Annotated in this window: 18 protein-coding genes; 5 read left to right on the top strand and 13 right to left on the bottom strand. The window is 60.7% G+C overall.

All coding sequences use genetic code 11. From position 1 onward, the window contains the following. Positions 1–20: 20 nt before the first annotated feature. Entirely contained in the window at positions 21–896 is an 876-nt protein-coding gene (locus tag GY725_01280; protein ID MCP4002803.1) for an alpha/beta fold hydrolase, read from the bottom strand. 251 nt (positions 897–1,147) lie between these two features. Here GY725_01280 and GY725_01275 point away from each other — a divergent pair, with 251 nt between their 5' ends. Further along, positions 1,148–1,798, top strand: coding sequence for a hemolysin III family protein (locus tag GY725_01275; GenBank protein MCP4002802.1), 651 nt, complete (start codon positions 1,148–1,150; stop codon positions 1,796–1,798). Between the two features lie 13 nt (positions 1,799–1,811). Here GY725_01275 and GY725_01270 read toward each other — a convergent pair whose 3' ends face one another. Beyond that, complete coding sequence (locus GY725_01270) at positions 1,812–2,417, bottom strand: hypothetical protein (protein MCP4002801.1); 606 nt, start codon at positions 2,415–2,417, stop codon at positions 1,812–1,814. Between the two features lie 104 nt (positions 2,418–2,521). After that, positions 2,522–3,649: a hypothetical protein gene (locus GY725_01265; protein MCP4002800.1), complete on the bottom strand. Its 1,128-nt coding sequence runs from the start codon at positions 3,647–3,649 to the stop codon at positions 2,522–2,524. Positions 3,650–3,893: 244 nt separating this feature from the next. Between GY725_01265 and GY725_01260 the strand changes: the two genes are divergently transcribed. Next, the gene (locus GY725_01260) at positions 3,894–4,760 is read left to right on the top strand and encodes an HDOD domain-containing protein (protein MCP4002799.1); all 867 of its coding nucleotides are present in this window, start codon (positions 3,894–3,896) and stop codon (positions 4,758–4,760) included. Here the strand turns inward: GY725_01260 and GY725_01255 are convergent. Together GY725_01255 and GY725_01250 are read right to left on the bottom strand one after the other, a co-directional pair. Further along, positions 4,757–6,100, bottom strand: coding sequence for a glutathione S-transferase (locus tag GY725_01255; protein ID MCP4002798.1), 1,344 nt, complete (start codon positions 6,098–6,100; stop codon positions 4,757–4,759). The genes GY725_01260 and GY725_01255 overlap by 4 nt on opposite strands. A gap of 23 nt (positions 6,101–6,123) precedes the next feature. Beyond that, positions 6,124–6,597, bottom strand: coding sequence for an FxsA family protein (locus GY725_01250; protein ID MCP4002797.1), 474 nt, complete (start codon positions 6,595–6,597; stop codon positions 6,124–6,126). 49 nt (positions 6,598–6,646) lie between these two features. Here GY725_01250 and GY725_01245 point away from each other — a divergent pair, with 49 nt between their 5' ends. After that, positions 6,647–7,555 carry a hypothetical protein gene (locus GY725_01245; GenBank protein ID MCP4002796.1) on the top strand — a complete coding sequence of 303 codons (909 nt, stop codon included), beginning with the start codon at positions 6,647–6,649 and terminating at the stop codon, positions 7,553–7,555. Between the two features lie 120 nt (positions 7,556–7,675). Here GY725_01245 and GY725_01240 read toward each other — a convergent pair whose 3' ends face one another. The 4 genes from GY725_01240 to GY725_01225 form a co-directional block, all read right to left on the bottom strand. Continuing rightward, on the bottom strand, positions 7,676–8,476 hold the full coding sequence (locus GY725_01240) for an SDR family oxidoreductase (protein ID MCP4002795.1): 801 nt from the start codon (positions 8,474–8,476) through the stop codon (positions 7,676–7,678). Continuing rightward, positions 8,473–8,910: a nuclear transport factor 2 family protein gene (locus GY725_01235; GenBank protein ID MCP4002794.1), complete on the bottom strand. Its 438-nt coding sequence runs from the start codon at positions 8,908–8,910 to the stop codon at positions 8,473–8,475. Before GY725_01235 ends, GY725_01240 begins: the two co-directional genes overlap by 4 nt. Positions 8,911–9,016: 106 nt before the next feature. Beyond that, positions 9,017–9,589 (bottom strand): PEP-CTERM sorting domain-containing protein, encoded by a 573-nt coding sequence (locus tag GY725_01230; GenBank protein ID MCP4002793.1) that lies wholly within the window; start codon positions 9,587–9,589, stop codon positions 9,017–9,019. A 203-nt stretch (positions 9,590–9,792) separates the two neighbouring features. Beyond that, a complete protein-coding gene (locus tag GY725_01225) occupies positions 9,793–10,479 on the bottom strand; it encodes a hypothetical protein (protein ID MCP4002792.1) in 687 nt (228 codons plus the stop codon). 233 nt (positions 10,480–10,712) lie between these two features. On the opposite strand from GY725_01225, the gene GY725_01220 reads away from it, so the two are divergent. After that, the gene (locus GY725_01220) at positions 10,713–11,354 is read left to right on the top strand and encodes a hypothetical protein (GenBank protein ID MCP4002791.1); all 642 of its coding nucleotides are present in this window, start codon (positions 10,713–10,715) and stop codon (positions 11,352–11,354) included. Here the strand turns inward: GY725_01220 and GY725_01215 are convergent. Beyond that, positions 11,338–12,573 (bottom strand): saccharopine dehydrogenase, encoded by a 1,236-nt coding sequence (locus GY725_01215; GenBank protein ID MCP4002790.1) that lies wholly within the window; start codon positions 12,571–12,573, stop codon positions 11,338–11,340. The two genes, GY725_01220 and GY725_01215, sit on opposite strands and share 17 nt — an antisense overlap. A 36-nt stretch (positions 12,574–12,609) precedes the next feature. Beyond that, positions 12,610–13,032, bottom strand: coding sequence for a nuclear transport factor 2 family protein (locus tag GY725_01210; GenBank protein ID MCP4002789.1), 423 nt, complete (start codon positions 13,030–13,032; stop codon positions 12,610–12,612). Positions 13,033–13,195: 163 nt separating this feature from the next. Here GY725_01210 and GY725_01205 point away from each other — a divergent pair, with 163 nt between their 5' ends. Further along, positions 13,196–14,113, top strand: a complete 918-nt coding sequence (locus GY725_01205) for a lysophospholipid acyltransferase family protein (protein MCP4002788.1) — start codon at positions 13,196–13,198, stop codon at positions 14,111–14,113. A 45-nt stretch (positions 14,114–14,158) separates the two neighbouring features. Here the strand turns inward: GY725_01205 and GY725_01200 are convergent, their stop codons facing one another. After that, positions 14,159–16,342 (bottom strand): EAL domain-containing protein, encoded by a 2,184-nt coding sequence (locus GY725_01200; protein ID MCP4002787.1) that lies wholly within the window; start codon positions 16,340–16,342, stop codon positions 14,159–14,161. Further along, the gene (locus GY725_01195; GenBank protein ID MCP4002786.1) at positions 16,339–16,896 is read right to left on the bottom strand and encodes a heme NO-binding protein; all 558 of its coding nucleotides are present in this window, start codon (positions 16,894–16,896) and stop codon (positions 16,339–16,341) included. The genes GY725_01200 and GY725_01195 overlap by 4 nt, the downstream gene beginning before the upstream one ends. Positions 16,897–16,946: the final 50 nt, after the last annotated feature.

The following is a 16,946-nucleotide window of genomic DNA, read 5'->3' as shown; positions in this document are numbered from 1 at the left end:
CCACACAGCAATCCGCTCCATCACGGGCCAGGACAGTCGGGGAGTGTCGACGCGAGTTCGACACGTTGGGAGACAGAGCGACAAGCACGTACGAGCGTGGACACGAACTCGCCCCGCACTACGCAGGCCGCATGATCGCCCTCGACTTCGAAAACCTCTGCACCGGAAATCGAATCGGCGAGTTTTCGCTGCCGCGATACGGGAACCAGTTCGTCGAGTGTAGTAACGACCACGGACGTCGGCACACCCACTTCTCCGATCCAGTCTTGCGACGCGAAGCTGGTAACAGCCTGAGCAGCCTGAATGACGGTGGCCGGATCGTGCCCCAGTAGTTCATCGCGGACTCGATCTCGCATCTCTGGATGCTCGATGCTTTGCAACATGCGGTGTGTCGCACTGCGTTGGACCAGACTCGGGACCAGACGAACCGCTGCCGCAGCAATCGGCAAGGTCGCCCGAGCAAACCGAGCAGCTCCGCGACGCGCGAAGTGACGCGCTGTCGCGCAGAGTACAAGACCGCTCACATGCTCTGGATGGCGTCTCCACGTCAACGAAGCAATGGGACCGCCCATCGAATAGCCAACGGCGATGAAACGCTTGACTCCCATGGTTTCCGCAGCTGCGACGGCGTCGTCGGCACACTGCTCCAGACGAAAGCGCCGAGTTCGAAGGCCCCGTCCATGCCCCCGGTGATCGAGGCTCAGCACGCGGAAGTGCTGCGATAGAGCGTCGTAGCAGCGGCCCCAGTTGAGCGCAGCCGTTGCACCGAGACCATGCAGAAGCATCAGGACCGGAGCACCTTCGGGTCCGGTATGCTCGCGCACGATGGTATCCCCGTGACCGGGAACCTCTATCGTGTGCTCGGCTTGCGTTCTCAAGGAAGCAGTCAAGCTCATTCCTCCAGTCTCCCCAAAAACTGGTCCCCGTTCGAGGAAAGTCAATCACGAGGATCGGCTCCAGGCGGGTGACGCGACGCGGAATCCGGCAGAACTCGCCGATCGAGATGGCGGCGGAGTCTCATATGGACCCATGGGTTCCCGTTTCCGCACCTGCAGTCGAAAGGTTTTGCAAAACTTCGACGCAGAGGCCCTTCCACCGCATGCGCTCTCTGCGTAGCCTCCAGTGGATGCAATGCGAACAGGAAAGGATGAGCCTGGGCTCGATGCAAAATCCCGTGCGCGGGTTTCTGCACGGCGGCGCAACACTGCTCTTCACGATCGGCGCGGTCTTGCTCTGGACGCGTAGCCAAGGTCCGCTGGCACCCCGCGCAGCTCTGGTTTGTTTTGGCCTTAGCTTGATCGGACTCTATTCGGTGAGCAGCCTGTATCACTCGGTGCCCTGGAGTACCCGCTGGAAAGAGCGGATGCGCCGGCTAGATCACTCGATGATCTATGTCTTGATCGCCGGCAGTTTCACACCCATCGCCTTCATCCTGCTCGACGGCTGGCTGTGCGGCGTCACGCTTGCAGCCGCGTGGAGCATCACCTTGATCGGAGTCCTGCAGAAGCTACTCGCTCCACGCGTTCACAGCGGCTTCTCGGCGGGCTTGCAGGTGACTCAGGGCTGGCTCGTCCTTCCGCTGCTGGGCCCACTATCCGAGCGCCTGCCCATCGAGGGCCTTCAACTCGCAGTATTCGGGGGGCTGCTCTACACCGTGGGTTTTGTCCTTTTCGTCACCCAGAGACCACGCCTCTGGCCGCGCGTGTTCTCCTACCACGAAACTTTTCACCTGTTCGTGATCGGAGGCAGCGCCAGCCACTACGCGCTTGCGCTCGCCTACCTCGTTCCCCTGGTCTGAGTCCGGCTTCCGCTCAGTTTCTTCCGAAGTCGTAGGTCCCTACGTCGTACGCGCCATCCTTTGCCGGCCCGACCAGACGGGTGCGTGCGTCCGTCTGAACCCGGGCCAGGGAGTCCGCAGCTTCGCCAGCTCCGGGTAAACGGAGCAGAAACTGCCCGGTGTTCCCGAGAGTATCGACAACGCTCAATACCATTGCACCGAGCCCGCCCCTCAGCGTCCAGAAGCGCTTCTGAAGGTTCGCCTTCAGATAGACGGATTCATCCTGCGGATAGTATTCGTAATCGTCGTTGCTGAAGCCTTCGAGAATGCCACTCGATGTTCTGGACATCCCCAGCGCGAGGCGACGCAGAGGCGTGCTCACGAGCCCGCGCAAGATGACGTGCGAGTGAGAATTGTTGTCAATGGCCGCAACCAGATTGGCCCCAAAACCCAAAACGGATGCCGCGACCAGACCCGCTCCGCCTACGGCATCGCCGATCCCGTCCGCGGGCACGGCCGCCAGTGCCTTGACCGCGCCGTCCAGATCAGGACCCGCGTGAACGGGCAATGAAACGGACGAGAAACAGAAAACCGTGAACACGAGCGAAAGGCTCAATCGCCTGAGACGGGGATAGGTCATGCTGCACTCCGATGTTGTCTGGTGAAGTACAGAACCTAGCTCAGCGATGTATCAGATGTCCCGGGCTGCCAAACCAAAACATGCAGCAGCCCGGGACAAGAGGATCAGATAGTGGAGCGCATTCCCCGCACTCCGACCGCAGCCGTCATGAATAGCAACAGGCACAACGGTAGGCTGCTCCATGGAGAAGTCAGCGGGACAGGTAAAGACAGTGGAGTCATATCGTCAAAACTCACCGCCGCGTTGTCTTCGATGACGAGTACATCTCCATCGTCGAATCCAGCGAGAACGCCCGCGATATCGATCGAGAAGATCGTCCCATTGAGACCGGTCAGGACCAGCCAACCATCACCGGTTGCGCGAATTCCATCGATCGGAGATGCAGCGAGTTTCGTCGTATTGGGCCCCAATATCGAAACACCGGGACCGATCAGGAAGCCACCGCTCGAGAGTCCAGTGTCCCAGTAGATGACCTCGGCATTGACGACGTTCGAGCCGTAGATGATGCCGGTGTTCTCGTCCAGATCGAGTTCATCCGAGCCATCGCCGACCGGAGCACCCGCGAGAGGAGAAAGAAGCTTTGCGGGTGGTGCGCCATCCCAGAGCCCACCGCTCAAGCCAATGCTGTACAGCGCGCGTCCCGGTGCAGCCGCATTGTCGAGTGCGAAGAAGTACAGCGTGGAGCCAACGAGTTCGAGGCCTTCGAGGTTCACGAGACTTCCCGCATTCGGGTCGGAACCGTCAAATACGATTTCGGTCGTTCCAGCGGGCCCCGCAAAAGGAGTTCGAATGATGCGGTGCGTAGTGCCCGCAAATCCGAACTGGTTGAGGATGTAGTAGGCGTGCGAGAGCGTGCTCAATATGGTGGACGGCTTGCTACTGCCACCCGTCGAAGGAACGTAGGAGGCCAGTGTCGTACCCGCGATCGGATCGTAGTGTGTGATCTCACCGCCAGGCCCCGGCTCTAACTGCGCCCCCACGACCACTTCGCTGGTGGTTCCGGGAACGAAGTCGATGCCGTCAACTCGAATCGAGGTACCGAGGATCGGAAACACAACCGCACTTCCGGGCACTTGTGGGTCGAAGGTGACCGAGAAGATCACATCGGTGGCCCCGTCCTCACCGGTGACGAACATTCGGTACATCTTGGCCCCGACCGAACTGGGCAGAGCAACGATCAGACTGACGGCCAAGATCCAGGCCGCGAGGCGAGAAAACGGCTTGCAACCCATGGCGTTCTCCTTCCAAGAGATTTTCAACGTTGCGAAATGCCCTTCTACCGACGCTGGTTCTCGCGTTTCATGCTACTTGGAGATGGCTCAGGAGTCGATTAGTTTCTTCTTCTCGCACAACATTCGGAGACTCCAGAGATGGTCTTCGAACCGGCACTCCTTTCGCCTTTCGATCGCACCCCCAACTTGAGTCCCGCGGCCCGGGCGCCGATTCTCCCTGAAGACGATTCGAGGCAAGCGTGGAATGAACGGTGACGATCGATTGATGGTGTGGGTTCACGAGAGCATTCAGGAGCACCCCGGTGAACTTCCGTCGTTCCCGCGCGTCGCAGGAAGCCTGGTCAGCGCGTTGGAGCAACAAGACGTGGAGATCGCCGAGATCGAGTCGCTGATCCATCAGGACCAGGCCATTGCAGCCGACGTGATCCGCGCGGCCAATTCCCCGATCTACCGCGGGGTGTCTTCGATCGATCGGCTCGACACCGCGATCATGCGCATGGGCTTTAGTGAGACGGCGAAGATCGCCATGGCCTCGGCCTGTCGAAGCCTCTACGACCTGAGGGAGAGAACTGAGTTCGAGGTGTTCGCCGATCTCTGGCAACCGCTGTGGCACGAATCGATGGTTTGCGCCTTTGGAGCGCGCTGGCTCTCGCACAAACTCAAGATCGGGGACGACGGGCGCGTGTTCCTGGGCGCTCTGTTCCGGGACGTCGGCAGCCTCTTGATTCTGAAGACCCTGGCCAGCGGGCTGGTACGCGGGCGCCTCGATGCGCATCCGTCGCTCGATGAAGTCAATCGCGTTCTCTCGACTCTGCACGCGTCCGTTGGTGCGGACTATCTGAGAAAGGCGGGCATGCCCGATCATGTGATCGGTGTGGCCCAGGAGCATCACGCCGCCGATCCGCCTCTGGCACCCGACACGCTCGAACTCCACGTGATCCGACTATCCGGTGGACTGTGCGAGCAGATCGGCATCTCTGCGTTCTCTGCGGCCGAGCAGGGAAAGGAGGGCGCCCAGAGCATGAAAGCCCTCGAGATTCGACCCGAGCAATACGAATCCTACGTGGACGAGTTCCAGAACCTGGAAACGCAGGTCAGCGAACTGTTCTAAGCGCTGCACTCACTGCCGCGTTCCGCGTACAAAAGCGCTCCCTCTTTGCGCACGCGACACCCGGCGAGCTTCTTGCCGAGCTCCAGGAGTTCAAGACCGTTCGGAATTTCGGCGAGGAGCGAAGTGACGCGTTCTCGAGCATCGGGAGTTGACGTACACGATGCGAGTACGCGCTCCAGGCGCTGGAGCATCCAGATCTGATAGGGAACGACCATGCGTCGACCGCGCACGCCGCCAATCTCGAACTCCTGCGTCAGAGCCCCTTCCCCGGTCTGATGTGCTTCGAAGCCCGGGGTGGCCGTAAAGGTCTTGCCCGGAAGTTCACCATCGGACCGATGCATGTCGCTTGCGATGAACCGAGTGAGCACTTGCATCGCGTCGCGCAGGACCGGCCACATCTCCTCGAAGAAGACGCCGAGCAGCGGCAAAAGAGTATCTGGAATCTCATCGCTTTCCAGCCAGGCTGCGCCGTCGCTGGTCGCCTCTCGCCCCACGAGCTGGCCCGCCTCGTCGAGTGAATAGAGCTTCTGCCCGTACATTCGCGCGTTGAGCGCGCCTTCACCGTTGGTGCGTTCAACCCACTCACATACCAACGGGAAATGCGTTCGAAGCGCGAACCCCGGAACGGCGTCGCGGTAGAGATGCGCGTACAGCGGCGCGAGCAGACCGTAGTCCGCCAGACTCGGCCGTCCGCCGAGTGCGTAATCGTGTTTTGCGAAGTGCAGTTCCAGAAGCTCCAGGATCTGTTGCTGGCTCGCCTGCCATGCGGGCTCGGTGCGTTCGTCGACTCCAAGATGGACCAGCCCCGCGTACACGCCCCTCGGATTCGTGCGGGATTCCGAAATGCCAAAAGCGTTTTCGAAAAACGCCGCGCCAACGGCTCGCCGCACTTCACCCGGCGCTCCTGCGGCGATTGCAGCTCCCCATTGTTGTTCATTGAAACCGCGGTGACTCAGCTCTCGCCCATCTTCCGAAAAATACCAGCGTTCCCAGAACCCGGGCACCACCATCCACTCGTCGGCCAATAGTTCGATCAGGTAGGAAGTGAGGCACTGACGCGGAGCCTGAGCCGGATCTGGAACGATGGCCATCTGAGGATGTGCGACCTCACAAAAGTCGATGATCTCGCTGGAGTCCTGTACCCAGGTTCCATCCGGTGCGCAGAGTTGCGGAACCGCACCGCTCCCGGAACGGGCAAGCAAGAGGCCCTGGATCAACTCAGGCGTTGCCAGGATGTCTTCGAACCCCGGTCCGAGCGCTCCCTGTCGCTGTTTGAAACGCAGATACGCGCGAACCTTGCCGGAGAAATAGCTGTGTTCCCAGGAGAAGAGTCGGTACATGAAGTGGCGTCCCTCGCCCGGGGTCAGGGTTTTCGATCAGAACGCCCGGGCGTCACGTCGATGATAGGTTCGTCGCCGTAGTCCTCGGAACGCCCAAGATCCATTCCCGCGATATTGACGTGCACCCTGCCCTCGCGCGCCGCAGCCTCGAAACGAGCCTTCAGAGAGCGTTTGACCAGAGAACGAAAGCCGGGCATCAGGCACAGAAATCCGAACACGTCCGTCAAAACGCCGGGCGTCACCAGGAGGGCAGACGCGATCAGGATCATCAGGCCGTCCATCAGCGAAGAAGCCGGAAGGCGACCTTCGGCGAGTTCTCTCTGGATTTCACCGATCACGCGAAGCCCTTGTCGTCGGGCCAGGGCGGCACCTACGATACCGGTCACCACGATGAGTCCGATCGTTGCCGGGGTTCCGATGTAGCCGCCGATCTCGATCAACAAACCGAGTTCGACTGCGGGCAAGACGATAAACAGGAGAAGCAGGCGCGCCATCATCTGAAGATGGCACAGTGTCTGGAGAGCGCCAAGGAGGCTCGGAAGACAGGTGAGGATCGCATTCGTCACGACGGATCTGGATATGATCCAGGACGCCGATCACGATCGACCGCTGCACGATGCAGCATTTGCCCGTAAACGCGTACCTCTACTCCACCCGGTCTGGCACGACCCCGGAGTGGACTGGCAGAGCTTTGACCTGGTGGTGCTGCGCTCTCCCTGGGACTACACCGAACGTCTCCCTGAATTCCTGGACTGGCTGGAGGGCCTCGAGGCTCGAGTGCCGATCTGCAACGAGCCCGCCGTCGTGCGCTGGAACCTCGACAAACACTATCTTGCGCAGCTTGGGCAACAAGGCGTTCCCGTGGTCCCTACGGTTTTCGCAAACGGACTGGACGAGTGCGCGAAGGCTCTGGAAGATCTCGGATCGAATCAGATCGTGGTCAAGCCAGTCATCTCTGCGGGCAGTCGCAACACCGGACGCTTCTTCGCAGACGACCCGGCGGCCATGAAACTCGCCAAACGGATCATCGGCGAAGACCTCGCGGTCATGATCCAGGAATACGCCGCCTCGGTCATGGAGATCGGCGAGACATCTTTGGTCTTCTTTTCCGGAGAATACTCACACGGATTCCGAAAAGGCGAACTTCTGGCCGTCGGCGGTGGATTCGTCGCTGGCGAGTACCTCGAAGATATCTCTTCGCGCGAACCTTCTGTCGAAGAACGCGCAGTGGCGAATCGAGCTTCGACGGCAATCCGCGCGCTGCTCGCGAGCCAGTTCGGAATCGAGCAGCCGCTACTCTACGCCCGTTTAGACGTGATCCACCTCGGAGATGGCTCCGCCGCTCTTCTGGAAGCCGAACTCTTCGAGCCCTGCCTCTTCCTTAAGGTCGATCCCCTCGCGGCCGATCGCTTTGCACAGGCGGTATTGAAGCGCTGCCAAAAGGCAGGCTCTTGATAGCCCCGACCCGCTAGGGAATCCCGCGAACTCTGTCGAGCGTCGACAGATCAATGGCCGTCGGGAGTAACGGAAGAAGCGTGGCAAAGTCGGGATCGATGTCGTATTTGCTCGTCTAGCTCAGATCGCGGTGTAGCCGCCGTCGACCATCACGGCACTGCCCGTCATGAACGAAGCTTCATCCGAGAGCAGGAAGGCGACCACCGCGGCCTGTTCTTCCGGTTCCGAAACTCGCGCCAGAGGCGGCCGCGGCATTCCGCGCGGTAGACGACCGCCTTCGGGAAGCGGCGTCGACTGTTGCTCGCGATCCTCGATCACGTTCGCTCCGAGTCCGGTCTTCACGGCTCCCGGGCAAAGGCAATTGGCGCGAATCCCCTGCGGACCGTAGTCCACCGCAATCTGACGGGTAAGCTGCAGGACTCCCCCCTTGGATGCGGCATAACTGGCTGCTGATCCCCCGGCGCCAATCACATGAGCCGCAATCGAAGCCGTCGTGACGACGCTTCCCCCACCCGCTTCGAGCAAGTGCGGAATCACGTGCTTCGCCGCCAGGAACACGCCCGTAAGATTGATCCGCAGCACGAACTCCCAGTCGGCCAGTTCGGTTTCGTGAATCCAGCCCGCACCGGCGGTTCCGGCGTTGGCAAACAGCGAATCGATACCCCCGAAGGCTTCGACGGTCTGCCGCACGGCGTCTTCGACCTGATGTTCGACAGTTACATCGCACTCGATGCCCAGCGCCTTGCCACCGGCCGCAGCGATCTCCGCAGCGACGACCTTCGCGGTCTCTCCCCGTTTGTCACACACCGCGACCGAGGCACCCTCGGCGGCCAGGCGCAGAGCGGCAGCGCGTCCGATACCGCTTCCGCCTCCAGTGACCAGCGCCCGACGCCCCTTGTGGCGTTGTGCAATCTCGCTCACTTCGCACCTCGAAAGAAGCTGACGACGGTACGGCGTTCGGCGATCCGCCAGCCTTCCGGGGTTCGCTCGAAGCGATCGCGATACTCACCCACCATCTCGGGCCCCTCGAGCGGAGAAATCGCGCGTTCGGGATCGCCGTCATGACGGTACAACGTCAGGTAGACCACACCCTCGGCGCGGTTCGCATCCTGGACGTCGCACAGAAAATTGTGACAGATGTGACGCGACATGCGCGCCGCATTGTCCTGTCGCGCCTGGAAACCTTGTTCCAGTTCCGCGCGGCCTTTCATGGTGACCTGGGGACTCGCCCAGACACCGTCCTCGGTGAACAACTCGGCGATTCGGGCGGCTTCGCCATGGTCCACGTAATGGCAATACGCGGTCACCAGTCGTTCGCACTCACGCTCGATCAGCAGTCGTTCGATATCTTCCATGGGGACAGGATATCAGGACAGCGATGTACGGGCAGAAACGACGCTTTCCGGAGATGCAACACCCGGCAAGAACGACAAGCTGCCGTCCCGCAGCGGTCTCGCCGTTCTAGAGGCTGTGGCGTCGCCGCGAGGCAGCGATGATCGATGCCAGCAGGCCCACGCCGAGCAAGCTCGCAGTGGCGGGTTCAGGAACGAGCACGTTGAACGTGTGCTGGAAGTCGTAGGTCTCGGAACCAACAGCCAAGGTGAAGTCAGTCGGTCCGAAAGTGAATCCGCAGGCCCCCGCACCGTTGATATCGACGAGACAATTGAGCGCGGTGAGCTGGCCCGGCAGGTTGTTGATCGCAATCGCGGGATTGGCGTCCTGCATATACTGACCGTTGATCGTGCCTGCCGTCGTTCCCAGCCCGATGTAATTCGTGTAACCGCCGCCCGCGTTGTTTGCGAAAACCGTCTGGCCGGTGACCTCGTAGGTCATGCCGATGAACATGACATTGGAGACTCCACCGCCACTACCAGCTTGTACCAGCGGCACCTGTAGCGAGAGTTGCACGTCGGCGGTTCCCATACCGACAGTGCCGGGATCAGGGCTGAAGGTGACCTGGCCCAGCGTCACGACCGCACCGGTGCCCGTGAACGCACTGGAGCCGGCGGTGCAGACACCACCAGCGGGACTCACGCAAGCATGAGCCAGATCGAGACCGGCTCCGCCGATGACGGCGACGGTTGTGGCTGCGCTGGCAGATCCGCTGATGCCGAAAAACAGGCTCAGAACCGCGACGACCGAAAGCGCATCGCGGACGATTCTACGGGCTGTGCTGAATGTCTTCTTTCGAAAAAGGGGATCTCCTGGAGGGGAGGCGGCGCTTAGAATGTGGAGGTTTAGCCTCGATTCGACCGTCGGGCAACGGCGATGAAGGTTCCAATGGCCATTCCGAGCAGAACACCCAGACCAGGTTCGGGAACGGCCGTTCCCTCGAGCGTGATGTCTGCCTTGATGACCAGGTCATCAGCTTCGCCGAATGCTGCGCCACTCAGAACGCCGAGGGTCAGGCCGGAAAGTTCCAGCTGCATCAGGCTGATGTCGATCGTGCCGCTGATGGAGCTATTGGAAAACGTGAGCGGAACGCCGAGTTGGGGAGGGTTGGTCAGGGTCGAATCCGTGACGTTATAGACCGCGTTGACCTCCACCGGACCGACGGCGAACGAGTATGACGTCGGACCGCCGGCGACGAAAAAGTTCGTGTATCCAACCCCGGGCGTCAGGATCGCGGAGACGATTTCGAGCTGATCGTAGCCGCCGTACGGATTGGCCATCGCGATAACGCCCGTGGGCGCAACCGAAATCGCGAAATCGGTCAGCGCCGGTAGCGCATCGTCGAACTCGACGAAGATTCCGTCGAGTGGATACGAGGCGGACGCCAGAACCGATACACCACCGGGTGTCGTGTCGGCCGTGATCGTCGCATCACCTGAGGTGAAGTTGTAGGTCGTCGGCGCCGCGGATGCCGGAAGTGCCACAGACAGCATTCCGAAAAGCCCGAGAGTCATTATCAGAATTCGTGCCATTTCCCTGTCTCCCTCCAAGAGAACCGGACCATACCCTGTCAGCCCGACGCAACTACAGGGGAAAACCCCCGTATTCGTTGCAAAAAATCCCCGTTCTGCCGGTGCTCGACGAGCGCCCCCCGCATTCCGCCCGTTGAATCCGATTTCGCGAGCTATTTCAATAACTTGCAAACCTAATGCAGTCATCAGCGGGTAGAGATACAACGGTCTGGAGCTGTGCTATTCGTCCCAGGATGAATTTCGATCGCTTCGAAATCTACGAGGCCCTGCTCTGGGAGCCCCCGCGCGGCTACCTCCTGCTGGATCTTCACCTGGCCCGGATGGCCCGGGCGGCGGCGAATTTTGGCTTCGCTTTTGACGCCGGAGAGGCCCGGTCGAGGCTCGAAGCACTGGCCACAGAATTGCCCGACGAAGCGCGAAAAGTTCGCCTGGAACTCTCGCGCGATGGATCGATCTGGCTGGAACACCAGACTCCGAAGCCCAGTTCGCCCGTGTTGCTCGCGCTCGGCGATCGGCCAGTGGCCAGCGACGATGTCTTCCTACAGCACAAGACTTCGAGGCGCGAGACCTACCAGCGGGCCCTGGCTTCCCATCCCGAGGCGGGTGACGTGCTGCTCTGGAACCAACGACGGGAACTCACCGAATGCTGTGCGGCGAACATCGTGCTGGAAATCGATTCCCGGCGCCTCACTCCGGCGGCCTCGTCGGGCCTCTTGCCCGGGACCTACCGCGCGCACCTGCTGGCCAGGGGCGAGATCGAAGAAGCGGTGCTCCCCATCGCTGCTCTCGCCCGGGCGACGCGCCTATTCGCGATCAACTCCGTGCGACGCTGGTGCGACGCACACCTGATCACCGAACTCACGCCTCGATCGTAAAGCTGAGTCCCGCGTTCTGCTGAAGTCGCTCGAGCAAGGGATCGCCCATGGCCGCGGCCGGCGTCCAGATTCCTCCACCAACGGTGCGCGGATCCTTCGCCAGGCACACAGCACTTTCAGCCAGCATCCTGGCCGTAGACCCGTAGCCCGGGTCTCGATCTCCCGTGACGCGTGCGCGGAGATTTTTCGCAGGCGTGTCGGGGTGTTCGCCTAGCAACCGAATGTCGAAATAGCCCGCTTCGCGCTGCTCCCGCGTCGGCCCATCGCCAGGTGCGGGCAAACGAGAAGAGAATGCACGGCGCAGCGGACCGAGAGACGCAGCGGCCAGAATCGCGCCCATGCTTGCCGAAATTCCCGCTGCCTTCGCCAGGCCGATGGGGCCTGATCCCATGAGCATGGCCTCGTCGTAGCGAAACTCCGGACCGTAGGCGTAGTCGAGCAAAGCGTTGGAGCGACGCACGATCTTGGTATTGATGGCGGCCATCATGAATGGGGCGGTCCATTCCGCAAAATCCAGATCGTATGCGGGCATCACGCGCTCCTGCCCATCGGGACCGGAACGCCGGTCCTTGGGGTTGAGCGCGTACGGATCGTTCATGACGCGGTTCACTTCCGGATCGCTCTCGGCCTCATCCATCATATTCGTCATGCTGGCGATCGTGCCTCCGCTCGCCGCACCGCTGAATCCCTTGACGCGGAATTTGATGCGCGCACAGGGCACATCGTGACGACTGCGCATCTCGCGTTGCATCAAGAACACGCCCAGATCCGAGGGAATGCAATCGAAGCCGCAGCTGTGAACGATACGCGCGCCGCTGGCGGCCGCCTCATCGAGGTGCGCGTCGAGCATTCGACGCATCCAATGGGCTTCTCCCGCCAGGTCGCAGTAGTCGGTCCCCGCGCACGCGCAGGCCGCCAGGAGCTTGGATCCGTACATCGCATAGGGCCCCACCGTCGTGCACACGACGCGGGTTCTGTTCACCAGCCTTTCGAGGCTCGGAGTATCGTCGCCATCGGCCAGCAGGATCTCGAGTTTCGCCGCCGGCTCACCCAGCTCCCGGCGCACGGCTTCGATCTTGGCGCGGTTGCGTCCGGCCAGCGCCCAGCGCAGGTCTCCCGATGCGCCATAACGCTCGAGAAGGTATTCGGCGACCAGCCTTCCTGTGAACCCGCTCGCTCCCCAGACGATGAGATCGAGCTCGCGATCCACTGATGTCACCGGAACCCCATTTCTTCGCGTTGCCGCGCTGTTGTTTCAGTTCTTTCCGAGCTTTTCGAGCATTCGCGCCATCTGCTGATGCACCAGATTGATGGCTTGCAGGGGTCGGATCATGACCTTGAACTCGACGATCTTGCCGTCGTCGTTGCACGTAATGATGTCGACTCCGTTGACGTACTTGCCGTCCATCTCGGTTTCGAACTCGAGCACAGCGTGGTTGCCCAGAACCACCTCTTTGGTGTATCGAAACGCACCGCCGGACCCGGAGCCACTGCTCTCGCCGCCTCCAAGCGTCACACCGGCGGCGCTCAGGTAGAGTTTCGTGACCTCACGGCCCTTCTGGGGAGTGAAGACGATCGGCGAATAGAACACCACGTCTTCGTGAAGAATCTCATCCAGCCCACCCGCGAGTTGTCCGCGGACGGCCTGATGCCACAGTTCCAGCGTCTTTTCCATCATTAGGAGCCTCCAGTGTTCTGTAGTATCGCCGAAACCACCGGTACTGTCAGAACCGAAACAGACTGCGTTCTGCACTCGACCCGCGGAGGCCAACGTCTCCCGAGTCGATTCTGGGCGCTATCATCTCGCGACGGTTCCGGAACCGGGCGTTGGGGGAGAACACGTGAAGATTGATGACCGCCTGGAGTACGGCGGCTACCTGGCGTTGTCTCGACTCGTGCGCTCGGTTCCTCGTTCGACGGGCAAGCGGATCGCAGCCGCGGCGGCTCGTCGCTATTTCGACCAGCGCGGTAAACGCGTGCGCTGGGCGCTCACGAATCTTCGCATCGCCTTTCCCGAACGCAGCGAAGCAGAGCGCGAGACGATCGGCCGGGAGAGTTACGCGAATTTCGGACGCAATATGGTCGACTTCGTTCACTCGGAATACTGGAGTGATGCCGAGGTCGAACAGAACTGCAGGTTTGTCGGCATGGAACACGTGGAAGCCGCTCTCTCTCGGGGCAAAGGGGCGATCCTCTTGACTCAGCACCTGGGCGCTTTCGAGGTCGGCACGCAAGCGGCGAGTATCGCGCTCCGCGAGCACGGATCCGCGGTCGTAGGTCGACCGATGGCAAACCAGCGCATCTACGAGCGCCTCAAACGCACCCGAACCCGCGCGGGAACCCAACTGATCGATCGCAACAAGGCGGGGATGCAGATCCTGCGCGCGCTGCGCAAGAACCAGGGCGTGGGCGTCCTCCTGGACCAGTATTCCCGTCGCTCGCGCGGTGTCTTCGTTCCCTTCTTTGGCGTGCGCTGTTCTACTTCGGCAGGCATCGCCACGCTCGGCCTGCGCGCCAAGGCGGCCATCATTCCGCTCTACGTGCTACCGGATGGCCCGGACCGACACAGAACCACGGCTCTACCCGAACTGGAGTTTGAGTTGAGCGGCGATCGCAAACGGGACATCGAACACGTGACGGCGCGTTGCAATGAATGCATGGAAGCGCTGATCCGCCAGAATCCGGAACAGTGGATGTGGGGACATCGTCGCTTCCGCCACAGTCCAGACATCGAAAACGTCGAGGCGCTCTACAAGTAACAAAGGGAGCGAATTCGTGTCTTTCTCTACCGGTGGATGTCCCGGCTAGTCCTCTTCCGTCTTGATGGTGTAGACCGGCATCGGCCCTGCGGCGGACACGATCTGCGCGGTCAGTTCGGCCGCAGGGAGCGGACGAGCGAACAGATAGCCTTGACCGAATTCGCAACCGCGTTCGCGAAGGATCTCCAACTGGTCCGCTTCTTCGATCCCCTCCGCAACGACGGCCATACCGAGAGTCTGGCCCAGGGAGATGACCCACTCCGCCAGAGGCGCATTCTTCCCGGAACCGAGCCGGTCGATGAACGCCTTGTCGACTTTCAATACATCAATCGGAAGCTGTTCCAGATAGCTCAGCGAAGAGAAGCCCGTACCAAAGTCATCCATCGCGATGCGGGCACCCAATACGCGCAAGCGATCGAGAACTGCAACCGTTGCTTTCAGATCCGCGACTGCGTGACTCTCCGTAATTTCAAGCGTCACGCGTTGTGGATCGATTTCTGCGCGTTCGACGCAGCGCTGGAATGTCGCGGGCACATCGTCTTGCAGAAGCTGCTTGGGTGAGAGATTGACAGAGATCTTCAACTTGCTGACCGGTCCGCCCAGTCGGTGCCAGGCGGCCGTCTGTTCGAGTGCGAGTTCCATGACGCGGGCACCCAGAGGCACAATCAGTTCGGACTCCTCGGCTACATCGATGAAGGCCCACGGACCTAACAGGCCTCGTTCGGGATGCTGCCAGCGTACGAGAGCTTCCACACCTACGAGTTGCAGCGTATCGATTGCGACGATCGGCTGGAAGAATACGACGATCTCATTCGCCTCGAGCGCTCGAGCCAGATCGCGCTTGACCTCCAGTCTGTGACTCGCCCGCTCTTGCATGCTCCCTTCAAACAGGCCGACATCATCCTCGCCTTCGGACTTTGTCCGATGCATGGCCATGCCCGCCTGGGCAAAGAGTTTGTCGACACTGGCCTGACCGTCATTGACCGCAATTCCGATTCTGCAGTCGAGATGAGCTTCGATTTCGCTCAGTTTCATCGACTGAGAAATCTCTTCCCGCAGACGAAATGCAATCTCCAGGGCCTGACTCGGATGAGCGATCTCGTCCAGGAGAACGGCAAAACAGTCCCCGTCTAGACGGGCAGCCGTATCATTGGGACGAAGGTTTTCGCACAACCTGCGCGCTACGGCTTTCAGGAGTTGATCTCCCACCGCATGCCCCATGGCATCGTTGATGTCCTTGAACTCTTTCAGATCGATGAACAGTAGACCCAGAAGTGATGAGTTCCTGTCACTGCGACAGACACTTCGAGCATGCTCGAGCCGATCTGCGAGCAGCGATCGATTGGGCAGCCCCGTGAGCGGATCGTGTAGCACGCTATGCGCAAGCCGGGTTTCGAGTTCGCGGCGATCGCTCACGTCGCGACCGACGATGAGAGCTCCTCCGGACAACGTAGCGGCTGCGCGACAGTCGAGGGTGAGCATCCGGTCAGCTTGCGCGACCGAGAGCTCAAACGGATGGGGTAGCTCGTTCTCGTCCAGCTTCTCGAAGATCTCGTCGAGCATCTCGCCGAGTGCAGGCAGCACTTCACCTACCTGTCGCTTCCCGGCCAGTTCAGAATTTGAGAGCGCGCGGAGTGTGGGAGTCGCATGCAAATTCAGGATCTGCCCGGTGCGGGAAGCGTGTAGGTGAAAGTCACCTGCAGCATCCAGATCGTTTTCCAGCGCGCGTCCTACCCGTTCGAGGTGCGCACGCTCGGCGGCTTCCGTCTGGAATCTCTCCTGGATCCGCCTCGCGTCAGCCACGGCGGCATTCTGTGTGTTCAGCCGAAAGAGGTGCTCGATCGTACTGTCGTGAGCTGCAAAGTCACCCAGGATAAGACCCGTATCGGCCAGCTCGGTCATGGAATGGGCCCAGGGAGACCCGACGAAGAGCGCCACCTCTCCCGCTTCGATCTCCAGGAATTGCCCGCGGAGACAGAGGGTGGGATCGCGAAGTTCAAGCATGAACGGAGAACGCGGTTGCGCGACCAGGCTCTCGAATTCCAGTTCCAGTTTCGGGGATTGGATCGACAGAAGATCAGCCAGATCGGCACCTGGAGTGAACCGAGACCGGACCTTCACCAGGGAGGGGCCGACCTGAAGAATCTTCAAGCTCCGATCAATCGCGAAGTGAAAGGGAAAGCACCGCGAGAGCGCTTCGCTGTCGAGTCCAAGCGGCTTCGGTCTCAAGACGCGCAACCTGACGGCCGCATGCGAAAGACTTCGTGGTCACAATCCTTTCCCTTCATGGTGACATGCTCTACCGCATAAGGAGTACCGAGCATCTCACACAGACCCTCGAGCGCACCGATGACCATGGGCGTCAATCCCGAACGCTCGGAGTAGTAGCGCACGATCAGTTCTCCGCCGGACTCCTCGGAGACACGAAATGACGGGGGTGCCATATCGGGCAAGCTCATGCTCACGCGGGCGTGCAGAACATCGATATTGGCGATGAACTCGGAAATGTCCTTCCCGACCATGCGCAACAGAGCTCCATAGCCCTGGCTTGCAGAGAATGTGATCCAGTGCTTGCCAAACGCGCGCAGTAATTCCTGCTGAGTCATCCCGAGTTCGTAGCCCGCGGCGGCCGCGAGATCGAAAGTAATCGCGTCTTCGTAGTTTTCCATTGAAACGAAACCCGGAAGGCTGATGCCCGCCGTGCGCTTCACCGATTGCCAAACGGAATCATCTGCCGTTTTGACAACCAGATCTTCAAGGGCTTGATTGACCAGTCCGTACACGCTTTGTCTCCGAAGATAGAAGGCAATGCACCTTTTCCTTCGGCAGAGCA

It is taken from the genome of bacterium (genome assembly GCA_024226335.1).
In the GTDB taxonomy this organism is placed as follows: domain Bacteria; phylum Myxococcota_A; class UBA9160; order SZUA-336; family SZUA-336; genus JAAELY01.
This window is presented reverse-complemented; position numbering and strand designations above follow the sequence as displayed.